Raw genomic sequence first — 21,564 nt, forward strand, 5'->3', positions numbered from 1 at the left:
GCAAAAACAAAGCCAACTAAAATCCTGTTTATATATCGGCTCTATTATTACCGTAACTGTATAATATTGTTTAACAATGCCAGTCCCCCAGGACTGGCATTGTTGTTTATACGTCTCTATCAATAACGTTAATCCTCTTCGAGTAAAGATGCTTTTGACAACACAGAAAATTGTTCACTAATGACCATAAAGCTATCGACCAATTTAGGGTCAAAGTGTTTACCTTTTCCTTCAAGAATCAACGCCATCGCTTCTTCATGACTAAAAGGCCTTTTGTAACATCGTGGTGAGGTTAATGCATCGTACACATCGACTAAGGCTACAATTCTGGCTGACAACGGGATAGATTCGCCTGCTAACCCATTAGGATAACCACTGCCATCCCACTTTTCATGATGGGCGCCGGCAATGTCACGTCCCATTCGTATAAATGTACACTGAGGGGCATACGCTAATAAACTGTTAAGCACTTTTTCTCCAATCACTGGATGAGCCTTAATCTGCTCAAATTCTTCTACCGATAAGCGCCCTGGTTTTAACAAAATATGATCGGCGATACCCACTTTGCCAATATCATGCAAAATGGCTGAGAGGCTAATTTCTTGAATAAAAGCGTCAGTTAACTCTTCTGGAACATGTTCATCGGTTAATCTTTGTTTTGCCAGCATATTGGCATACTGCTGCATTCTAATCAGATGCGCACCGGTTTCATTATCACGATACTCTGCCAATTTAGCTAAGCCCATAACCGTTGCCGTACGAGAGGCTAAAGTGGACTCTAATGAGTGAGTTAACTTACCCAATAAATAAGAGGTCGACTGAGTCACTATTGCATTAGTGACGAGAAAGTTAATCACCACTACGTACCAAATTAAGGTTGAAAACCCGTTTATATCAGGCCATACAACAAGCTCATAATGATAAGCGATACCGATTAATAATAACGATATACCATTAGCCACCTGGGCCCATACCGCCATTTTTTCGCCAAGAAGAATACTGCTCAAAGGAGGGAAAACGAATAACCAGAAAAAACCTGCCCCAGAAGGGCCAATAGCGAGTAAAAAACCGATGCCGATACCAAATGCAAGATAACACCCAATAGTAAATTTTTGTGTATCGCTAATTCGTGGATAAAACAAAATGAATAATAATACCCCGTAAGCCACAGTATCAAATAGTGCCATGCCCCAAAGGTTTTGAACAATACACAGATATACGCTGGTGATGTAAATCGGGATACATAACAAAGCCAACACACTAAACAGTCGCGTGAAAATGATCCGACGCCATATTGGTAAGCCATCATCAAAACCATGTTGAATAAGCGGTGCTGTTAACCGAGATGACATATTAATTCCTTTTAAAACGATGTAAATCTAACACCATTACATTCCATTAATCGCGCAAACAGACTTATTTAGATGACCGAGTCGTATAAATGTCAGATCGATTTAAATAACAACATGAGCCAGTCATACGCCAACCTAAGTATTGTTGCTAGACAAGCATTAAGCAAAACTAGGATTAAAATTAATCCATAAAACCAATATTCAACTCATATTCGATTATGATTGTCATTAATTTGGGTGCTTACCATTGCCAATAATCCATAATATTAGCGAAAATATTGACGTTTCATGACGTTCCATGACGGTGTGATGCGACAATTAACACGCTATAACAAAAAGTAACGTTAGCCACAAAGCCAACGCTACTCCATCACTCCCCACCTATAATAAGGATGTTGTTATGCAAAGTTCGTCTCGTAGTGCTGCTATTTTCGGAATATTAATTGCACTGGGCTTAGGCGCATTAGGCGTATTACTCAAACAAGCCATTGTTGAGTACAAGTTACTCGACCGCAGCGTCACGGTAAAAGGCCTGGCAGAAAATGAATATCCTGCCGACATCGTCATTTGGCCGATACAATTCACCGCAGCCAATAATAATCTCGATGAACTGTACAAACAGCTTGAAACACAAAACAACCAAGTGGTTAACTTTTTAGCCGAACAAAATATCGATCCCAAACAGATCACTCTCGCCGCGCCCACTATTACCGATAAATTGGCGCAACAGTATGGTGGAAATCAACCAATAGAATTGCGCTATACGGCGTCGCAAACCATTACAGTATATTCTAATGACATAGATAAAGTTCGTGGTGCCATGCCTCAATTAACTGAGCTAGGTAAAATGGGAATTGTTTTCTCACAAAATAACTATGATGCCCAAGTCGAATATATTTTCAGCCGATTAAATGACGTTAAACCAAAAATGATCGAAGAGTCGACCACTAATGCACGTTCAGTTGCTGAAAAATTTGCTACCGATTCACAAAGCCGATTAGGTAAGATAAAAAAAGCAACTCAAGGACAATTCAGCATTAACAATAGAGATAAAAACACGCCATATATTAAACAGGTACGGGTCGTATCTACCATCGAATATTATTTAGCGGATTGACACCATGAAACAATTAATCATTAGAGTCGTTTTCGGCTGTATCAGTTTAATCAGCGCATCACTAATGGCACAAACGCCAATCGTTGCTCCGATTGCGCTTGACAATACCGCCGTAGATAGCAATACCAAGAGCAATCAAGTTATTTTTATTGTCAGACATGCCGAAAAACTTGCAGGCAAAGACCCTAGCTTATCCGCACAAGGACAATTAAGAGCGCTACGTTTAGCTAAAGTACTATCTAGTACGCATTTAGATAAAGTGTACACAACGGATTATAATCGCACCCGTGAAACGGCCACCGCCGTAACGCAAGATCAGCAAGTGGATTTAAGTGTTTATGATCCACGTGATATGGCTGCATTTACCCAATATCTATTAACTCAACAGGGTAGTATTTTAGTGGTCGGACACAGTAATACTTCAACAGATTTAGTTGAAGGTCTCGGGGCAGAAAAACAAATACCCATTGCAGATGCAAGTGAGTTTGATCGCCTATATATAGTGACCCTCAATGCGAACAAGCAAATGGTTTCTACTGTGTTGTTACGCTATTAACGGGTCATTGAAAGTGAGTAAATGATAGCTGGTAAATGATTGTTCGTGAGTAATGGTTTTTAGCAAAAGACATAGCAGACAAAATAGGAGACGGACATGAACCCAATTAAATGTGAGATTTACGATTATATTGAGATCATCTGTTTGTATCGCTATAGGGTCAAACTAACATTAACAGATGGAACCCATCTTCAAGGTCAATTTGATCGAACATTGTATGTCAGTCGCAATCAACAAAAACATGAAGCCATTGCGGGCATTAATCAACAACAGCAAGCGATTGAAGTGATATTAACCGATATCACTTCAATTGATGTTCTCAGCAAAAATGCCTCATTTAGCCATATCTCGTTAATCGAATAGTTTACTCTACCCAACTCATCGGAACATTTACCTTAAAGGCCCGCGAAATTTGGCCCTTGGGTGACTAAACAGGCGCTACGACATCGACAGAGATCCACGCAATACAGTATAATACGCGGCTTTTTTCGCTGAATTCTTTGTTGATCTGCATAACATTAGGTAGTTGTATGTCCCTTGCTCAAAACCCTGCTCAAACTCAAAACCATTTCCCTGATGACATTGCTGCACGTATTGCTCAATCAGAAGCGCGCGTTATAAAGGCTATTTTCCCGTCTAATACCAATCACCATAACACCTTATTTGGTGGTGATGCTTTAGCATGGATGGATGAAACAGCCTTTATCGCCGCCACCCGTTTTTGTCGTAAATCATTAGTGACCGTCAGTTCTGACCGTATCGATTTTAAAAAAGCGATACCCGCAGGCAGCTTAGCAGAGCTGATTGCTAATGTGATTCATGTTGGTAATACATCACTCAAAGTTGAAGTGAACATTTATGTCGAAGATATGTACAACGATCATCGAGAACATGCAATACGCGGAGTATTTACTTTTGTTGCGGTAGATGAAAACAGAAACCCAACCCAAGTGTGGCCACACAATTAATACACCCTTGCTAATGTAGTCAGATAGATGGCTGCATTAGCACTTTATTTACTCGACTAAAGTCTATAATTTTACGGTTTTTATTCAAATCAATCACAATGTGACATAAAGCAATAGAATACTCGATTACTTTTCTGTTACATTGAGTTTATCTTCACGTGCAACATAGAATAAAAAACGCCATGAAGCTCGAAAATTTAAACATCATCATTGCAGATGATCATCCATTATTCCGTAATGCCTTAAGGCTAGCGCTGAGTAATGCGTTTGAACAAACTCAATGGTTTGAGGCCGATAGTGCCGAAGCGTTACAAAGGGTTCTTGATCAAAAAGAGACCCCATTTGACTTAATCCTGCTGGACCTACAAATGCCTGGATCGCACGGTTACTCAACCCTGATCCACCTTAGAACTCATTATCCAGATATCCCCGTAGTGGTGATATCTGCCCATGAAGACATCAATACCATCAGCCGAGCGATACATTATGGCAGTAGCGGATTCATTCCTAAATCTGCGTCAATGGAAGCGTTGGCAGAAGCATTAAATGCGGTGTTATACGGTGATATTTGGTTGCCAAAAGGTACTCAAATCGTGCCAGTTTCTGATGACCCAACCGATAAAATGGCCAGCCGATTATCAGACTTAACCCCGCAACAATATCGCGTGTTACAGATGTTTGCAGAAGGGTTACTCAACAAACAAATTGCTTATGATTTTGGGGTATCAGAAGCAACCATCAAAGCGCATGCCACGGCGATATTCCGAAAACTGGGTGTTCGCAATCGCACTCAAGCGGTGATAGCATTGCAGCACTTAGAAATGGACAGAATTGATATCTCGTAATGCCTCAATCATTATCGCTACAACAGCTGCCTTTTTCACAAGCGTGTGAAAATAATAAACAGCCTATCTTAACCCTATTGGCAGAGTGGTTTGCCAATAGGCAACATATACTCGAAATAGGCAGTGGTACAGGCCAACACAGCGTCTATTTCGCTGAACACCTTCCTCATGTCCGCTGGCAACCAAGTGACCAACAACATTATTTACCTACCCTACAAGCTCGACTCAATTTGCAAACACAACCCAACTTACAACAGGCCATCGAGCTTGATGTCACTCAACCATGGCCCCTGCTTGTATCTGATATAGATGCCATATTCAGTGCTAACACCTTGCACATTATGAGTAAGCCAATGGTTGAAGCGTTCTTTGCTGGCGTTGGTAGTGTATTGCTTAATTCAGGCTCATTAGCAGTTTATGGTCCCTTTAATTATCAAGGCCAATTTACCAGTGACAGTAATCAACAATTCAATTTATGGCTGCAACACAACAACCCTGATAGTGGTATCCGTGATATTGAATGGATCTGCCAGTTAGCACAACAACAAGGGCTAATACTTCAAGAAGACATCGCCATGCCAGCCAATAACCGTCTGCTACATTTTAGTAAATAACCTCAACTCTACATTAGAGATGGGTTAAATCGATACAGTGTGATGATTTCAAATCTGTAATATCAAAACGCGTTATTTTGCTCACAAGGCGAGTTGAACTCGTAATCGCTTATCTATGGCAGTGATGCAATGCTTGGTACTGAATCAATAGCGGTTTGATGTTTACTTATTGACTAAAGTTGACCGTTAACACCCGTAAATCATCCAAACGATTAGTGACTTACTTGCCAAAAACCTTGTAAGCTATCGACTAGAGTCAAAATACACAAGGACACACACTATGGGTTCGGTTACCACTAAAAGACATCCCAATGGTCTTGATTATGTTGCTGTTGACACAGCACTTTGCCAAGCACGTATTTTTATGCAAGGTGCACAAATAGATCAATTTATACCTGTAGGTAAAGCACCACTATTATGGGTTTCAAGTGCAGATGATTACCAACCTGGTAATGGTATCAGAGGAGGAATCCCCATTTGTTGGCCTTGGTTTGGTATGAGCGACACTCCAGGGTTTCCGCAGCATGGTTTTGCACGAAACAAAACCTGGTCGCTTGAATCAGTCAAAATGCGTAACCAATTAGTAGATTTAGTTTTCACCCTGCCCGCCAGTGAAATGGATAAACAATATTGGCCCCATAATACCCAAGTAAAGGTGCTATTCACCTTAGGCGAAACCTTATCAGTCAGCTTGGTGAATACTAATAATGGAAATGATAACGTGAAGCTTACCCAAGCATTGCATAGCTACTTCCCTATTGAAGATATTCATCAATTGCAAGCGAGTGGCTTTAGCGGGTCACAATACATTGAATTTGGTGAAGGGCCGTTTAAACAAGTCGATGATGTCGTTAAATTTGAACGAGAAACCGACAGGGTTTATACCCTATTAGGTGATACTCAGAAGTTACATACACAAAATGGCACCATTGTAGTCAGTCGCGAAAACAGTCAATCAGCGGTTCTTTGGAACCCTTGGATAGACAAGTCGATGCGCCTTTCACGCTTTAATGCAGACGATTACTTATCCATGGTGTGCTTAGAAGCCGCTAACGTGTTGGAAGACTGCGTGGTGTTAGCACCTGGACAAAGTCATACATTAACCACTCATATTGGCTGGAAATAACACACCTAATTGAGTGAGATAAACAGCCATTCAGAGAACGTCATAGCTTTATAATAGAAAAGGCAACCTAGGTTGCCTTTGTTACTTTCAAATATCCATTTACGATTTCAATACTCTGCCCAATACCATCATAAGCAATTCAACAAGCAACCTCTGATAACCGATAACTGTTTAAGTTAATATTAACTAATGCTTCTATTTTTAGATTTTTTAAACAAGCCAAACCAAAAGGCTGTTTCAAGCAATCCACCTGCCACAAAAAAAGTCACCGCTCCCGTTTGGCTACCGGCTAGATAACACGTTAGTGCAAGCACAATTAAAGTGACTAACAACAATAATCTGTAGGTACCTGTCATATTAATTTCTCTCAATCCTATACATGCACTGTTCAACAATAGTAACAAAACCTATTGATTACATTACCGCTTTATTAAACCACGAGTCAACTAAACTCTCGCCAATAAAAAAGGCAGCCGAAGCTGCCTTTGTTGCAATCTAACCTTAGCTCGGAATAATAAATGGGTACCCCATCTATTAACCTAAATTGAGTTTAATTAGTTTGCAGTAACTTCACAACCTAATGGGCTGTTTGAGTTTTCATAAACAATGTCACCTATTGGCGCATAGTCAGCGGCAGCAATAGTGCCTTTGTCTTTGAAGAAAGTGTATAACACTTCAGCATCAACATAACCTGTTTGGATTGGGTCTAATGTTGGATAACCGTCACCGCCAGCAGCATTAAAGCTTGGTACAGTGAAGCTATATGAATCAGTGGCACTGTAATCTTTACCATTAATTTCACTGATAGCTACTGTTTGCGCAGTACAATCAACCGTCATTTTCACACCAGTGATTTGTGCATAAGCACCAGAACCACGTTGGAAAGATGCTACAGTATTAAGATACTCAGTCACTTCTGCACCTGTCATAGTGCTCAACGTTACCATGTTGCCAAAAGGCTGCACAGTTAACACGTCACGATAAGAAATATCACCCGCTTGAATAGAAGCTCGTACGCCACCAGAGTTCATCACGCCGATATCTGCACCCACTTTAGTACGCTGTGCTTCAGCAACTAAACGACCTAAGTTAGTTTGCATATTACGTACATTTGCACGCTCACCGTCTAATAATGCATCTGTAGTAGCAATAATCTCATCAAGTTGGCCTTGACCACGTTCTTGGTAATAAGAAAGTAGTGCTTTTAAATCTGCATCGGCTGTGATTTCATCAGCAACTAAAACTTTAGTTTTGTTACCTTCAGCATCTTCAACCGTTTTCTTCAAATTAACCGGAATTAACTTGTAGCTTGCAAGATGAAGCTCACCGTTGAAATATTCAAAATCAGCACGGCCAACATACTTACCCCATTCATGAGCTTGCATAATGTAAGTGCCATTTTGCATGTCAGGAGTACAAGCGTCACCAGGAGCAAACTCTGCATAGTCGTTAGTATCTGGTTCCATACATACAGGGTTTTGTGAGTGACCACCAATAATGGCACTTAAATCACCTGCAGCTAGTGCGCGAGCTAATGTTACATCGCCAGGAGCATTACTACCATTTTGCGCATCAGCATAGTGACCCATATGAGTCGTTGCGAAAATTAAATCAGCGGTATCTGCAGCTTTAATTTCTGCAATCACTTTAGCTGCTTCAGTTGTTGGGTCAGTAAAGGTTAAATCTTTAATAAATTCTGGGTTACCGATTTTAGCCGTGTCTTCGGTGGTTAAACCGATAACAGCAACACGAACACCGTTAACGTCAAACACTTTATAAGCATCAAAATAACGAGTACCGTCTGCTTTATAAATGTTTGCCGCAAGCATTGGGAAGTTTGCTACTGAACGTTGAGAATCTAATACTGCTAATGGGTTATCAAATTCATGATTACCGACAGCCATTGCATCATAGGCAATTTCGTTCATACCGATAAAATCTGGTAATGCATCTTGTAAATCTGATTCTGGAACACCTGTGTTGATGTCACCGCCAGATAGCAATAACGTTTCGCCACCGTTTGAACTGACTTCAGCACGAATTTGGTCGATCAACGTCTTACGCGCTGCCATACCATATTCGCCATCACTGTTAGACCAAAAACGGCCATGGTTATCATTGGTGTGTAATACTGTAAATATTTTACAATCTGCACCTGCTTCGGCACATGTTGTTGGTGCTACGACTGCTGTATTGTCGTCGTCACTGCCACAACCGGTTAACGCTGCTAGTACAGCCGTTGCGACTAATCCTTTAATTAACATATTTGTCATGATTTACCCCGATGTTATAATTTATATTTTTAAATCCGTGAATTATCCTATTCACGGCCAGAATGATAACAAAGATTGACGGATTTTGATGTCACTTTTATGACAGAATGTGATTTTAAATACACTATTTAACAGCAGCTTACCCTTTAACAATTCCCTGAGAAAAACAATAACCATGTTAACGGGCTTGTTAATGCAAAGTAAAAAAATGGCTTATGCATTTTTACTGCTAAGCCATTTAAATAGATTGGTTTTTTAAATACTACGTAACATCATCGATTATCCCAAAACAAGAACAATACTTATTTTGCATTATTTCAAAACTTGTTGTAACCATTGACCAATATCAACAAGTTGATTAGGTAATACGCTGTGAGCCATAGGATAGGTTTTCCAAACACTCTGATAACCTGCTGTTATCAGAGCATCATGTGCCATTTTCCCCGCAAAAATAGGGACTACATCATCTTGCTCACCATGATTTTGGAAAATGGGAGTATGAATATTGGCGTCAGCAAGTTGCTCTGGCAATGCTTCTCCACCAGGTAAATAACAAGATAATGCCATAATACCTGCCAGTTTTTGCTCAAAACGCAGACCGGTAAACAAACTCATGACTCCGCCTTGACTAAAACCCGCTAAGACTATTTTATCTGCTGGTATACCGCTGCTGATTTGATCGACTATTAGCTGACGTATTGCTTGCTCAGACGCCATAACACCTTGGATATCTGCACGGTCATGCAAATCCATGCTTTTGATGTCGTACCATGAACGCATCACAAACCCGCCATTAATCGTCACAGCTTGCTCTGGTGCATGAGGGAAAATAAAACGAATACTATGCTGACTATTTAAGCCTAATACTGGTACTACTGGTGCAAAACCAGCACCAGAATCGCCTAAACCATGTAACCAAATGACACAAGATGTTGCAGGTGATTGCGGTTCAATCACGATTTTATCTAACTGAGCAGTCATATTTATTAATCCTATCAATACAGTCACAATATTAGTGGCTATCTTACGTTAATTGATTTTTAACATCGAACGATTCACGTTTAAACATCATAAATAATCTATTGTATTCAGATAGATTTATGACTAATGGCTATTGTGCGTGGATCCCGGTGTGATCAAGTAACGCCTCTAATTGCGCTGGATTATCGAGTTTGAGACTCCACCGCACCGTCCCCGCATCGGCAACAATCACTAAACCTTGATGAAAACAGCTAATATCATCTACTGACGCAGCAAGCACCAGTTGACTATCATGAAACCGGCATTGAATCTCATGCACAGTGACAATAATTTTACCCAAAGAAAAATCAATAACCATAATAACTCACTGTAAAAACAAAAATCCCAAGTATTCACTTGGGATTCATACAAGAATTAAGTTGCTGTTAAATTAAGAATTAACAGCAAATCAATCTCATTAGTGGTGATGACCACCGGCACCATGGGCGTGGCCATGAGCAATTTCTTCATCTGATGCATCACGAGCACCGACAATTTCGATGTCGAATGTTAATTCACGGCCAGAAAGTGGATGATTAACATCAACCGTTGCCATGAATTTACCCACTTTAATGATGGTAACTTGACGTTGACCTTGTTCAGTGTTCACCACTGCAGCCATGCCAGGTTTCCATACTTTTGCACCGACAAGATGTTTAACTGATACACGCTGCTCTGAATCTTCTTGGCGTTCACCATAAGTGTCAGCGGCTGGCGGAGTAATAGTAAACTTTTCGCCAATTTCTTTACCATTAATAGCAGCTTCGATACCAGGCATCATGTTGTCATGCCCATGCAGATATGCAATCGGCTCACGACCTTCATTTGATTCAAGCACATCGCCTTTTTCATCACGTAGCGTGTAATTAAACTGCACTACCATATCGTCTTTAATGATCATTATCGTTCCTTAACTCTAAAATTTGCCGAAGCTTAGCAAAAGCGTGCTAATGCATCCACAAAAAAGTAGCCTTTTAGGTGGCCATTATAATTTGATGCCTAATGCATTAAATGTTTGTTCGTCAGGAAATCCATCCGCAATTAGCCCTTTTTGCTGCTGAAAAGCTTGCAAACCTAGCACTGAATTACGACCTAAAATGCCATCTGGCTTACCGACATCAAACCCAGCATCATTCAGTTTTTGTTGTAATTGCTTTACCGTTTCTCGGCTTAACCTTGGCTGCTTAGGTACCGCACGTGTTAATTCCGCACCGCCATTAATTCTGTCGGCTAAATGACCGACTGCTATGGCATAAAATTCAGAGCGGTTCCAACGCATAATCACATTAAAGTTGTCATACCCTAAGAAAGCTGGACCCGTATGCCCTGCTGGTAAATATAAAGCGGCTTGCATATCTGGTGTCGATAACGGCTGACCATTAGATTGTTTAATATCAAGCGCTTGCCATTTTACTAATGGTAACGGGTGTTTACCGCCCAAGTAAGCAAACGGGTAATCAACAGGTAATAATACTTCTCGTCCCCATCGCTCATCTGCTTTCCAACCTAGGTGTTGTAGAAAATTAGCTGCAGAAGTTAATGCATCCACTTCACTATTCCATAAATCGGCAATACCATCACCGTCACCATCTACTGCATACTTACGATAGTTAGTTGGCATAAATTGGGTGTGCCCCATCGCCCCAGCCCACGATCCAACCATTTTGTTATCTGCGAAATTATATTGCTGCTTTAACTTCAACGCTTGTAATAACTCGCCAGTGAAATAATCGCTACGCCTTGGATCGCATGCTAGCGTTGCCAATGAATCGAGCACTGGCATGCTACCTTTGTAACTACCAAAGTTGGTTTCTAGGCCCCAAAAAGCAACAATATATTGCCCAGGCACGCCATACTCTTTTGTTAGCTTAGTTAATAATGACTCATGTTTAGCCATCATTTTTCTGCCTTGTTCAACCCGCCATGGTGTGACGCGTTTGTCGAAGTAATCACCAAAGCTTGTGGTAAATTCTGGCTGCTGATTATCTAATTCAATCACCCTAGGGACAAACTTTAAATTTGCCACCGTTGTATCGATAATCTGCTGTGAAATCCCTGCCGTTTTTGCTTTTTGCTGTAAATTAATCACACAGGTAGCAAAATCGGGATGCTCTTGAACTGGAGTAACATCAACAACAGGATCGGGTGATGCCGACACAGCACAGGCACTCAATAAGGTGCTAGATACAAACATTGAAGCAATAAACACAGAAAAACGTCTTTTATGAGCCATGAACAACACTTATTTTACAAAAATGAATATTGAATATCGTGACGCATCGGCTTTCAGTAAACAAGACCTGTTAACATTAAACCCTGTTTATTTATGCCAAATTCAAGTGAAAAATAACAACACCGATGACAAGTGATTAATAATGAAGCCGTCACTCAAAACCACAGACACTCGTCTTAATCGCTGCACTTGATTTGAGTCATACAAACAGCTTGATAAATAAGCGGGTCAATAACGCCAAGACTATCGATTGATTTAAATGACCCAACGAACGACAGCGAATACAGTTACAACATTGACGCATTTAATCGTGTTAGTTTCTAATAAGAGACTAAATGCCCGATTTGCGTCTAGATTCTGGGGCAATTTAGTTTCTAAATGACCACCAAGGATCCTCATAAACAAAATTGTCATTAATTAAGCCTTTTCCTTATTCATTGAGTCCGTATAATGATGTTAATTCTCACTCATTTAAGCGATTTATCATGACAGAACAAACAGCAGCACTAACAGGCTTTATCGAAAGCGTAAAACAACATCAAGTCTTATGGGGCTTACAAGATGAAACAGGTGAAGGTTGGGTTGTATGTGACTCATCAGAATTTGAAGAAACTGATGTTATGCCACTTTGGTCAAGTGAAGCTGCTGCAAAAAGCCATTGCACTGATGAGTGGGCAGACTACAACCCAGTGACTATTACACTGACTGAGTTTTTAGAATACTGGGTAAGTGATTTAAATGATGACGGTGTATTAATAGGTGTTGATTGGGAAGCTGAACAAGAATGCCTAGAAATTGACCCAATCGTATTGGCTAAAGAATTAGTTGATTTTGAAAAAGAATAATCATTAATTGATTTGATCTTACTACCCAAGCTGTTCAGCCATTGAACAGCTTTTTGATATTATTATGCCCATGCCTACACTGATTGATATTCCTTTTGACAAACGCCACACCTGTTGGTTTTGCAACGAACCCAGTAATCATATTTTTGATTACTATAGAATGACTCACACTCCCCACCCCTCTCTAGCCATTCCTGCTTGTAAAGAATGCCATATGTTAGCCAAGAAAAATCTGCTGACCTCTATTTGGGATTGTCGAGATGCGGTTAAAGATAATTTAATGCATATATATAGCAAAGACTTGGCGATTGGCATTAATTGGACTGAGCAAGAACTCGAAGAATCAGATTTTGATTGTATGATTTTTGGTGGATTTAAAAAAAGTGCCTGGATGATGTATCAAATAGCCCAAAGTCGCATGAATGCACGGGGCTGGCCATTAAGTCTGGACGGGGTTTTACTTGAAGGCGAAATAGCGGGTGACAGTAGTCAATATCATACCGGTTTCGAGTTTGACGATATAATGTTTACCTCTCTAACAAAAGCCATTGGCCACTATAGCAAGACCTTATCTTTAGACAGTGGTTTTTTACAGCAACTGGTTACCTTACTTGGTAAAGCTCAATTTGGCCATGCTGTCAAAATAGCGAGACTCAATATTGGTATCACCCCAGGGCATCAACGGCGTATTCTTGACGAGTTAATCGAAGATATGGATCAATAAAACCACTTAATCATTCAATTGTGGCCTAACTAAGAATACTCCGTAAACGATCTTGAACAACGCTGACTAATAAGTCGGGCTGGAATTTAGAGATAAACTCATTACAGCCGACTTTTTTCACCATCGCTTGGTTAAAGCTACCGCTTAAAGAAGTATTGAGAGTAATAAAGAGTGCCGCCATTCGAGGATCGTTACGCACCTCAAAGGTCAACTTATAACCATCCATTTCGGGCATTTCGGCATCGGTAATCATCATTAGCAATTCATCGGCAACCTGTCTGCCTTCATCAGCCCACGATTGTAATAATCGCAAAGCTTGTAATCCATCTGACGCCTCAATAATCTCTATACCAAGTTGATTGAGAGTGTCCCTTACTTGTTTACGCGCCGTTGACGAATCATCCACAATTAATATCTTACGACCAGGCATGTAAGAAACGAGCGCTTCATCTAACACACCGTCAGATAACTTCACATCGTAATCAATAATCTCAGCTAATACCTTCTCAACATCAATAATAGACACTAATCGTAAGTGTCCTTGGTCTTCAATTTTCGTTATTGCGGTTAAGTAATTATGTCCGCCAGTGGTTTTGGGCGGCGGCATAATATCACTCCAGGTCATGTTAACGATATTCTCGACTTTACCGACTAAAAAAGCCTGCACACTGCGGTTATACTCGGTAATAATCAAGTTACAATCGTCATTCACTGGCATCGGCGAGAAACCAATCGCTTGTCGTAAATTAATCACTGGGATCGACATCCCTCTAATGTTGGCTACTCCATAAACATTATGATTACTGCCGGGTAACTTATGTAAGGGTGGCAACTTAACCACTTCTTTGATTTTAAATACATTAATGGCAAACAACTGGGTGGAGTTAATGCGAAACAACAACAATTCTAAACGGTTTTCGCCAACTAACTTAGTTCTTTGATCTACCGTATCGAGCACTTTTCTCATGAACAGGTTCCACCTAAAAACATACAAGCAACATCAAAGACGCGTCATCATTAACAAGGGTAATTATACTTAAAAAATATCATTAAACAGTGTTGAATCAGGATTTATGCCGCAAAAATAAAAAATATATATAAACAAGATCAAAAAACACCCCTAATACGTAAAATGTTTAATTCGAAACTCGAATTATTTCATCTCATAAACGTTCTACTAAAGTTAACACCAATAAAAAGACTCCTGAAACCGCGGCATCAATTCACCCTCGGTTTTGCTTTGTTAAGTCTGTCGGCTGTTATCCTAATAGATAAGCCTGTTACTGTTGTAAAACCATTTAACTCAATTAATACTTAAGACGTTCATATGAATAGCCCGTCTTGATAATGCATTTGAGCATAAATTTTCACACATAACACAATATAATTTGGCATGTTTAAAACACAGATCAAGGTGATCATTAACCTGTTTGTGTACGTACAACAGTGTAGATTATTCGTTAAAAGTCATTCAGGGGCCGTTATGATCATCCCATTATTCCCATTACCGATTTGCTTGTTACCTCAAGGATATACCCAGTTACGTATTTTTGAACCTAGATATAAACGCTTAGTATCAGAATCGCTAAAAAGTGGTGTTGGTTTTGGCTTATGTATGTTGGCTGATGATAAAAAAACCATATTACCCATGGGCACATTAACCCAGATTATCGACTTTGAAACGCTTGAAGATGGCTTATTAGGTATTAGTGTGCAAGGGCAAAAAACGTTCATTATTAACAAAATAAGTGTTGATAGTGACGGTTTAAAGCGCGCCAATGTCAGCTTAATTGATTCTTGGCCGTGCGATATCATTGAACCACAAACTGAACAGAGCCACGATCACACTGATGAGCGTAAAAAAGATAAAGCACTTAGCAATACGTTAAAGCAAATTTTACAGCAATACCCACAGCATCTTGCCCACTATTCTGAAGAAAACTTTAATGATATTGCGTGGGTTTGTCAGCGATGGCTTGAAATTATCCCATTGAGTTCCAAAGAAAAATATCAGTGTATCAATAGCCATGATCATCAATTAGCTAAATCATTCTTAGCCGACATAATAAAATAATACAGAACTGTGATCCGAACCCAATAATGCCACGTACAAGATAATGATACTGCAGCTTGTTTGAGCTCAGGATAGCCACAGCATAATGACGTAATCTCTTATGCTCAATGAGTTATTTATTGGATGCGGGTGAAATAATGGAAAATGTTCAATCACAAAGCACACAAAGTCGTTATGATAAGGGGCATCTTGCACAAAGATCCCTAATTAAACTAAGCGGTGCTATGAAATCAAACGAACCCAATCCAATGGCTGATGAGCTTGCGTCATTAATGATGCAGGTGGCTAATGATCGATGCAAAGCATCTTTTGCAAAACTTTTTTCGCATTTTGGCCCAAAAATTAACTCTTTTGGTGTTCAGCGCTTAAGCCAACAGGGCTTAGCCATGGATTTAGTTCAAGAGACAATGACTCGAGTATGGACAAAAGCCCATCTTTACAATGCAGACAAAGCAGCGGTAAGTACTTGGGTATTTACCATCATGCGTAATCAATGTTTTGACATGCTCCGTAAAGTACAACATAACCGTGAAGATTCTTTCGGTGATGATATTTGGCCTTTATTTGAGTCTGATGAAGCTGAAAACAACGACGATGATTTTTTATTATCGGCAACTTTATTGCTGCATGTAGAAGAATTACCTCCTCTACAACGCCAAGTAGTACAAGGTATTTATATGCAAGAGCTTACTCAACAAGAGTTAGCAGACAAACTTAACATTCCAATTGGAACGGTTAAATCACGACTCAGACTTGGCTTGGAAAAATTAAAAAGCTTTATGGAGAAACACTATGATTAATTACCACCCAGACCAGCATTTGCTGTCTCTCCATGCTAAAGGCGAGTTGCCGCTATCGATGTCGATTGCTATCTCCGCTCATGCTGAATTGTGTCCTCATTGCCAGCAACAACTTGACCAGATGACAATTGCGTTGTCTGAGCAACAGTTTGAGTCAGCCGTAAAAACTCAGTCGGTAGACACTAATAATAATCAATTAGACGCACTACTCGAGCAGCTACTAAATTCAACCTTAGATACTTTAGAGGTTGAACAAGCTAGTACAGTTGATCTGATTGAAGACAATAGCGTTAGTATTAAAGGTCAACATTATCCGCTGCCTAAGGTATTTCGTAAGCAAATTAATGCTTCTTGGCAGGGTATTGGTAAAGTCAGCCGTTTGAGACTCGATACCGGAGAGCCACAAGCAAGAGCAAGCTTGTTGCATATCGCAGCCAACGGTGAAATTCCTGAACATACACACAAAGGTGCAGAGCTAACATTACTGCTCGCAGGTGAGTTCAGCGACTGTTACAACACCTACAAGCCTGGTGACTTTATGTTGCTTGATAAAGAGCACCAACATTCACCAAAAACACTTGAAGGTTGTTTGTGCTATACCATTGTCGATGCCCCGTTATACTTCACTAAAGGGTTCAGCAAACTATTAAACCCAATTGGCGATTTACTTTACTAACCATTACGTTAGTTTCTTAAAATGTTAACTACTAAGGTTTGTGCATCGACAACTTGGCCGCTATTTATCATTAAGTTGTACCAGCAATAAGGGATGATGAGTGAATTTTCGTCATCCCTTTTAACACTATCGACATCCGAGCAAGGTGAGAATTGTCGATGATTAGTCACTAATTGCTATTTTTTAATCGAAAACTGCATTAATTTGATTAAAAATTGAAAAAGACTATTGCCATATGCAAACACTCAGTATATTATCCACACAGATTTAGTTTTCTTGTTAATTTTGGTTACCTACCTGTAAGTCTGCTCAACTTCACTTCGTAAATAAACCCAAGACAAGCTTCTGTACATCGTTTTTGATTTCAATTGATTTCTGTTGATATGATAATTTAAATTATATTCACGTCATCTTGTTGTCATAAAACTATGTTTAACTTACAAAGTTAAGTACTAAATATGTATTAATTTTTTTATGGCTATATGTCATGTGACAACATCAATGTTGCAAGCATAAAATAGACCTTAATCAACTATTTACATATCAACACTTGATTAGTGAGTAAAGGATAGGTTAAGTTAAATCTCGAAACATTAATCTTTTGCAACACTAAAAAATGCCAAGGATATTTTATTGAACAATTTTCTCACCTAATGGTGAATATATAAGAAGGAGTGTGACCTATGTCATACAACATGAATGGACACGAAATTTCAGTTAGCTTTCCGGTTAACTCTATCTCGTCAAACAAGAATTCAATTGCTTTTACCGACAGCCTAGGTAAAAACAAAAAAACCTTTTCAAAACGTATTGAAGCATTAAACTTCATGAAATGGTTAATCTCTGCCAATAAGTAATACCCCCTAACGCTTTGCGTTAATCATTTGCTCTGTTATTTAATAAACTCATTTCTCGGTATTCTCCTCTCACTTACCGATGTTTATTAAAACAGGGCAAAATGAATAACTCACTCGCATCATTTTAAGTTATTCTTCAGCGTTACATCCCAGTTAACCCCTCTAAAATATCTAATTTTATATCAACAACTTATAGAAAAAACATCTTGCATTCACCCTGTAATTAAACAGTGTGCGAAAATTTTCGTTGGTATCTTGGCAACATTGTTTTATTTCCCAAAACTCCCCCCTGATGTATATAGAGAATATCGGTTGCATTGGCAGTTTTACTATTCAAATAATGTTGTAACACTAGAAATCCAACCGGGTCGTACAATAATTCAAATTCAATTCCCGACTGGCATACTGTATTCCACATATCAAAACAACGTCGTGATAGTTTGCCAAAATGATATTTATAACCATCATTAATAATTTTAGGAAAATAAACCTCATCGACTAATTGTGAGAATTGTTGACGTAAATATTCATCCCCTCCCACAGTACTGCAAGTTAACACCTCAATGGTAAAAACTTTCGTTAATGATAAATGAGCCAATTGTTGAGTAAGTTGTTTATTTAAATAGGCCGCAGTGGTCCCCGTACCTGAGGGTAAAAATACCTTTAGCTTATTTTTTTGTTGATCTTGCGCCCATTGAATAATTTCACAGGCAAGTTGTGTTATCCCGGTTTCGGCATACTCACAACGCCCACCTTCAGGAATAAAAAGTAATTGTTTTTTATCTGCGTAGCTTGGATTCGATGAAACAATATATTGCATCGCATCGTCTAAATGCATACTTTGAAGATTTTCAACATCGGTCAAATGACTAACATCAATAATATTGGCGCCATTTTGTATCGCAGCGGCATAATTGCCTTGAGGATGTTGTAATAAAAACTCGCTGATATGGCTTACATAGTAATCAAATTTCCACCCTTGCCGCTTAGCCAATACTGACATGGAATATAATGAGTTGGCTTGGGCCGAACCCGATGCCACTAGTTGGGTAACATGTGAATAATCATGATGTAAAAAATGATAAAATTTACGTGCTTTATTACCACTAAAATCAGCATGTAATAAATCATCTCGTTTAATGTAGATGCTGCGGCCAGCAAAGTTCATCGTTTGCACTGGGCTTATCGAAAACATGAATTGTCTCAATCAACTGTAATATGAGCATTTTAACTAAAAAATGATAAATCTCATCGATTCATTTGCGTGAATCCTCGCACTGTTCTATTTATACAATACCACAGCAACACTTAATCCTTAGTAATCAACAAATTGAAAACCTGGCATGAAAATGGCTTATATTGAGAATATTGACTATTGATAGGAATGAAAATGTCTCTTTTACGCTTAATCTTTAATATTGCTTGGTTTTTAATGGGTGGTTTTGTTATGGGACTAGCTTGGTGGTTTGTTGGAGTACTGTGCTTTATCAGTATCATTGGCATCCCATTTGGTCGTGCTTGTTTTGTTATTGGCGAACTGGCTTTCTGGCCATTTGGACAAGAGACCGTTAACCGGAAACACATTTCAGGCCAAGAAGATATTGGCACTGGCACGTTAGGTTTGGTGGGTAATGTAATATGGTTTTTATGCTTTGGTATTTGGCTCGCGATTGGTCATCTAGTCCATGCTCTGGCTTGTTTTGTAACGATTATAGGTATTCCGTTCGCGTTACAACATCTTAAGTTGGCCTTATTAAGTTTAACCCCTATTGGTCAAACCGTTATTGCCAAACCGACTTATTAACATTCGTTAATAACCGCTGAATGACCACTATTGTAAAAAGCCGATAGCATAATGCTGTCGGCTTTTTATTTGCCTAATCGTATCAGCAACGTGTACATTGCCATTCTTAAGCACTGAAAGGTTATTCAGTCACTTTCAAGACGATAATGGGATCACATGAACTATTGGTTAATGAAGTCTGAACCAGACGACTTTAGTATTGATAATCTACAGATGAGTAAGCAGCAAACTGTTGCTTGGCAAGGTATTCGTAACTATCAAGCACGTAATTATATTCGCGATCAAATTACATTGGGCGATGTAGTGTTGTTTTACCACTCTAGCTGTAAAGTTCCTGCCATTGTGGGTTTAGCAAAAATTAGCAGTGAAGCTCAAATTGATAGCAGTGCTTTTGATAACCGTTCACCGTATTTTGATGCAAAATCTAACGCTAATGCGCCTCGATGGTGGCAAGTCGATATTCAATTTATGGCCAAATTTTCTCAGCCTGTGAGCTTGAAGCAATTGAAAGCCGATCCCGCGCTGCAAGATATGGTATTAGTGGCTAAAGGTGCCCGCCTGAGTATTCAGCCCGTCACACAGTTGCAATACCAACACATTATGCAACTAACAACCTTAGAATAATAACGTTAGATTGATGACCTTGCATCGGTAACCTTGAATTAAAACAGACCAGCTTGTCAGCAGGCCAGTAAACATCTTCTTTAAATCCGCCTCCTAAAGACAGCTCAGACTACGTAAACACTATTAGCTATAAATAGTCTGAGCTCAAATACTAACGGCACAGTGATAAGATCACGCAATGCCCATATTAGTTAATCATTCGCCCTATTCCGCCAAGTACAGAACCTTCACCTTGGTCTTTGCCACCACTTGATGGTGCATGAGCAATAATTCTGTCAGCCATACGAGAAAACGGTAAGCTTTGTAACCACACAGTCCCATGGCCTTTTAAGGTTGCAAGGAACAAACCTTCACCACCAAATACCATCGACTTTAATGAGCCTGCACGTTGTATGTCATAATCAATCCCGGGAGTGAATCCAACTAAACAACCGGTATCGACCCGCAATGTCTCACCGTGTAATTCTTTTTTAATCAGTGTCCCACCAGCATGCACAAACGCCATGCCATCACCTTTAAGGCTTTGTAGAATAAATCCTTCACCACCAAAGAAACCGGTGCCTAATCGCTTATTAAACTTCATGCTTACTTGCGTGCCTAAGGCTGCCGCTAAAAAGCTGTCTTTTTGGCAGATAAGTTCGCCTTGATGTTGAGCTAAGTCTATAGCCAAAATAGTGCCAGGAAATGGCGCAGCAAATGCCACTTTTCGTTTTTGTTGACCTTGATTAGTAAAGTGGGTCATAAAAATACCCTCACCCGAAATGGCGCGTTTACCTGCACCAAGTAGCTTGCCAAAAAAACCGGATTCTGGTTCAGAGCCATCACCCATTCTGGCCTCAAACATAATGTCTTCTTCGAGGTAAGTCATCGCACCCGCTTCAGCAATAACAGACTCATTTGGGTCTAATTCAACTTCAACCAGCTGCATGCTAGAACCTATAATTTCATAATCTACTTCATGACTTTTCATGCTCATTTTCATTCCTTAAAAATTTATTTAATGTTTGCAGTTGCCCAATTCAGTATTAAGGCATTATTCCTTATGGATGATTTAAG

The 21,564-nt window shown here is 39.5% G+C and carries 25 protein-coding genes; 15 read left to right on the top strand and 10 right to left on the bottom strand.

Annotation, left to right across the window (positions count from 1 at the left end):
- Positions 1–128: 128 nt before the first annotated feature.
- The gene (locus AAEY94_RS06535; RefSeq protein ID WP_101086932.1) at positions 129–1,352 is read right to left on the bottom strand and encodes an HD-GYP domain-containing protein; all 1,224 of its coding nucleotides are present in this window, start codon (positions 1,350–1,352) and stop codon (positions 129–131) included.
- 400 nt (positions 1,353–1,752) lie between these two features.
- Here AAEY94_RS06535 and AAEY94_RS06540 point away from each other — a divergent pair, with 400 nt between their 5' ends.
- From AAEY94_RS06540 to AAEY94_RS06570, 7 genes are all read left to right on the top strand, one after another.
- Positions 1,753–2,469, top strand: a complete 717-nt coding sequence (locus AAEY94_RS06540; RefSeq protein WP_162023308.1) for an SIMPL domain-containing protein — start codon at positions 1,753–1,755, stop codon at positions 2,467–2,469.
- Between the two features lie 4 nt (positions 2,470–2,473).
- Positions 2,474–3,025: a SixA phosphatase family protein gene (locus tag AAEY94_RS06545; RefSeq protein WP_192115062.1), complete on the top strand. Its 552-nt coding sequence runs from the start codon at positions 2,474–2,476 to the stop codon at positions 3,023–3,025.
- A 96-nt stretch (positions 3,026–3,121) separates the two neighbouring features.
- Positions 3,122–3,388, top strand: coding sequence for a Rho-binding antiterminator (locus AAEY94_RS06550; protein ID WP_162023310.1), 267 nt, complete (start codon positions 3,122–3,124; stop codon positions 3,386–3,388).
- A gap of 167 nt (positions 3,389–3,555) precedes the next feature.
- Complete coding sequence (locus AAEY94_RS06555; protein WP_101086928.1) at positions 3,556–3,993, top strand: acyl-CoA thioesterase; 438 nt, start codon at positions 3,556–3,558, stop codon at positions 3,991–3,993.
- 182 nt (positions 3,994–4,175) lie between these two features.
- Positions 4,176–4,838, top strand: a complete 663-nt coding sequence (locus AAEY94_RS06560; protein ID WP_101086927.1) for a response regulator transcription factor — start codon at positions 4,176–4,178, stop codon at positions 4,836–4,838.
- Complete coding sequence (locus AAEY94_RS06565) at positions 4,838–5,452, top strand: DUF938 domain-containing protein (protein WP_192115063.1); 615 nt, start codon at positions 4,838–4,840, stop codon at positions 5,450–5,452. Before AAEY94_RS06560 ends, AAEY94_RS06565 begins: the two co-directional genes overlap by 1 nt.
- Before the next feature lie 280 nt (positions 5,453–5,732).
- Entirely contained in the window at positions 5,733–6,578 is an 846-nt protein-coding gene (locus tag AAEY94_RS06570; protein WP_192115064.1) for a D-hexose-6-phosphate mutarotase, read from the top strand.
- Between the two features lie 182 nt (positions 6,579–6,760).
- Here AAEY94_RS06570 and AAEY94_RS06575 read toward each other — a convergent pair whose 3' ends face one another.
- The 6 genes from AAEY94_RS06575 to AAEY94_RS06600 form a co-directional block, all read right to left on the bottom strand.
- Complete coding sequence (locus AAEY94_RS06575; protein WP_174839642.1) at positions 6,761–6,934, bottom strand: hypothetical protein; 174 nt, start codon at positions 6,932–6,934, stop codon at positions 6,761–6,763.
- A gap of 198 nt (positions 6,935–7,132) precedes the next feature.
- A complete protein-coding gene (ushA, locus tag AAEY94_RS06580; protein WP_101086924.1) occupies positions 7,133–8,851 on the bottom strand; it encodes a bifunctional UDP-sugar hydrolase/5'-nucleotidase UshA in 1,719 nt (572 codons plus the stop codon).
- A gap of 312 nt (positions 8,852–9,163) precedes the next feature.
- A complete protein-coding gene (locus AAEY94_RS06585) occupies positions 9,164–9,832 on the bottom strand; it encodes an alpha/beta hydrolase (RefSeq protein ID WP_350978077.1) in 669 nt (222 codons plus the stop codon).
- Between the two features lie 130 nt (positions 9,833–9,962).
- Positions 9,963–10,190 carry a DUF3389 domain-containing protein gene (locus tag AAEY94_RS06590; protein ID WP_101086922.1) on the bottom strand — a complete coding sequence of 76 codons (228 nt, stop codon included), beginning with the start codon at positions 10,188–10,190 and terminating at the stop codon, positions 9,963–9,965.
- A 99-nt stretch (positions 10,191–10,289) separates the two neighbouring features.
- The gene (locus AAEY94_RS06595; protein WP_101086921.1) at positions 10,290–10,772 is read right to left on the bottom strand and encodes an FKBP-type peptidyl-prolyl cis-trans isomerase; all 483 of its coding nucleotides are present in this window, start codon (positions 10,770–10,772) and stop codon (positions 10,290–10,292) included.
- 84 nt (positions 10,773–10,856) lie between these two features.
- Entirely contained in the window at positions 10,857–12,104 is a 1,248-nt protein-coding gene (locus AAEY94_RS06600) for a lytic murein transglycosylase (RefSeq protein WP_162023312.1), read from the bottom strand.
- A 485-nt stretch (positions 12,105–12,589) separates the two neighbouring features.
- Here AAEY94_RS06600 and AAEY94_RS06605 point away from each other — a divergent pair, with 485 nt between their 5' ends.
- Complete coding sequence (locus AAEY94_RS06605) at positions 12,590–12,949, top strand: DUF2750 domain-containing protein (protein ID WP_041413601.1); 360 nt, start codon at positions 12,590–12,592, stop codon at positions 12,947–12,949.
- A gap of 64 nt (positions 12,950–13,013) precedes the next feature.
- Positions 13,014–13,673 (top strand): hypothetical protein, encoded by a 660-nt coding sequence (locus AAEY94_RS06610; protein WP_350978080.1) that lies wholly within the window; start codon positions 13,014–13,016, stop codon positions 13,671–13,673.
- Positions 13,674–13,698: 25 nt separating this feature from the next.
- On the opposite strand, the gene AAEY94_RS06615 is transcribed toward AAEY94_RS06610, so the two are convergent.
- Positions 13,699–14,640, bottom strand: a complete 942-nt coding sequence (locus tag AAEY94_RS06615) for a chemotaxis protein CheV (protein WP_162023314.1) — start codon at positions 14,638–14,640, stop codon at positions 13,699–13,701.
- A 516-nt stretch (positions 14,641–15,156) separates the two neighbouring features.
- Between AAEY94_RS06615 and AAEY94_RS06620 the strand changes: the two genes are divergently transcribed.
- From AAEY94_RS06620 to AAEY94_RS06635, 4 genes are all read left to right on the top strand, one after another.
- The gene (locus AAEY94_RS06620; protein ID WP_350978083.1) at positions 15,157–15,747 is read left to right on the top strand and encodes an LON peptidase substrate-binding domain-containing protein; all 591 of its coding nucleotides are present in this window, start codon (positions 15,157–15,159) and stop codon (positions 15,745–15,747) included.
- Between the two features lie 137 nt (positions 15,748–15,884).
- Positions 15,885–16,547 carry a sigma-70 family RNA polymerase sigma factor gene (locus tag AAEY94_RS06625; protein WP_101087219.1) on the top strand — a complete coding sequence of 221 codons (663 nt, stop codon included), beginning with the start codon at positions 15,885–15,887 and terminating at the stop codon, positions 16,545–16,547.
- On the top strand, positions 16,540–17,223 hold the full coding sequence (locus tag AAEY94_RS06630; protein WP_350978084.1) for a ChrR family anti-sigma-E factor: 684 nt from the start codon (positions 16,540–16,542) through the stop codon (positions 17,221–17,223). Before AAEY94_RS06625 ends, AAEY94_RS06630 begins: the two co-directional genes overlap by 8 nt.
- A 683-nt stretch (positions 17,224–17,906) precedes the next feature.
- Positions 17,907–18,080, top strand: coding sequence for a hypothetical protein (locus AAEY94_RS06635; protein WP_011637775.1), 174 nt, complete (start codon positions 17,907–17,909; stop codon positions 18,078–18,080).
- A 223-nt stretch (positions 18,081–18,303) separates the two neighbouring features.
- Here AAEY94_RS06635 and AAEY94_RS06640 read toward each other — a convergent pair whose 3' ends face one another.
- A complete protein-coding gene (locus tag AAEY94_RS06640) occupies positions 18,304–19,275 on the bottom strand; it encodes a 1-aminocyclopropane-1-carboxylate deaminase/D-cysteine desulfhydrase (protein WP_350978086.1) in 972 nt (323 codons plus the stop codon).
- A gap of 195 nt (positions 19,276–19,470) precedes the next feature.
- Between AAEY94_RS06640 and AAEY94_RS06645 the strand changes: the two genes are divergently transcribed.
- Together AAEY94_RS06645 and AAEY94_RS06650 are read left to right on the top strand one after the other, a co-directional pair.
- A complete protein-coding gene (locus tag AAEY94_RS06645) occupies positions 19,471–19,884 on the top strand; it encodes a YccF domain-containing protein (RefSeq protein ID WP_101086914.1) in 414 nt (137 codons plus the stop codon).
- Between the two features lie 156 nt (positions 19,885–20,040).
- Positions 20,041–20,508 carry an EVE domain-containing protein gene (locus tag AAEY94_RS06650; RefSeq protein WP_350978087.1) on the top strand — a complete coding sequence of 156 codons (468 nt, stop codon included), beginning with the start codon at positions 20,041–20,043 and terminating at the stop codon, positions 20,506–20,508.
- 187 nt (positions 20,509–20,695) lie between these two features.
- On the opposite strand, the gene AAEY94_RS06655 is transcribed toward AAEY94_RS06650, so the two are convergent.
- Positions 20,696–21,484 (bottom strand): TIGR00266 family protein, encoded by a 789-nt coding sequence (locus AAEY94_RS06655; RefSeq protein ID WP_059743964.1) that lies wholly within the window; start codon positions 21,482–21,484, stop codon positions 20,696–20,698.
- Positions 21,485–21,564 lie beyond the last annotated feature (80 nt).

This window comes from Shewanella sp. AC34-MNA-CIBAN-0136 (genome assembly GCF_040309945.1).
GTDB lineage: Bacteria > Pseudomonadota > Gammaproteobacteria > Enterobacterales > Shewanellaceae > Shewanella.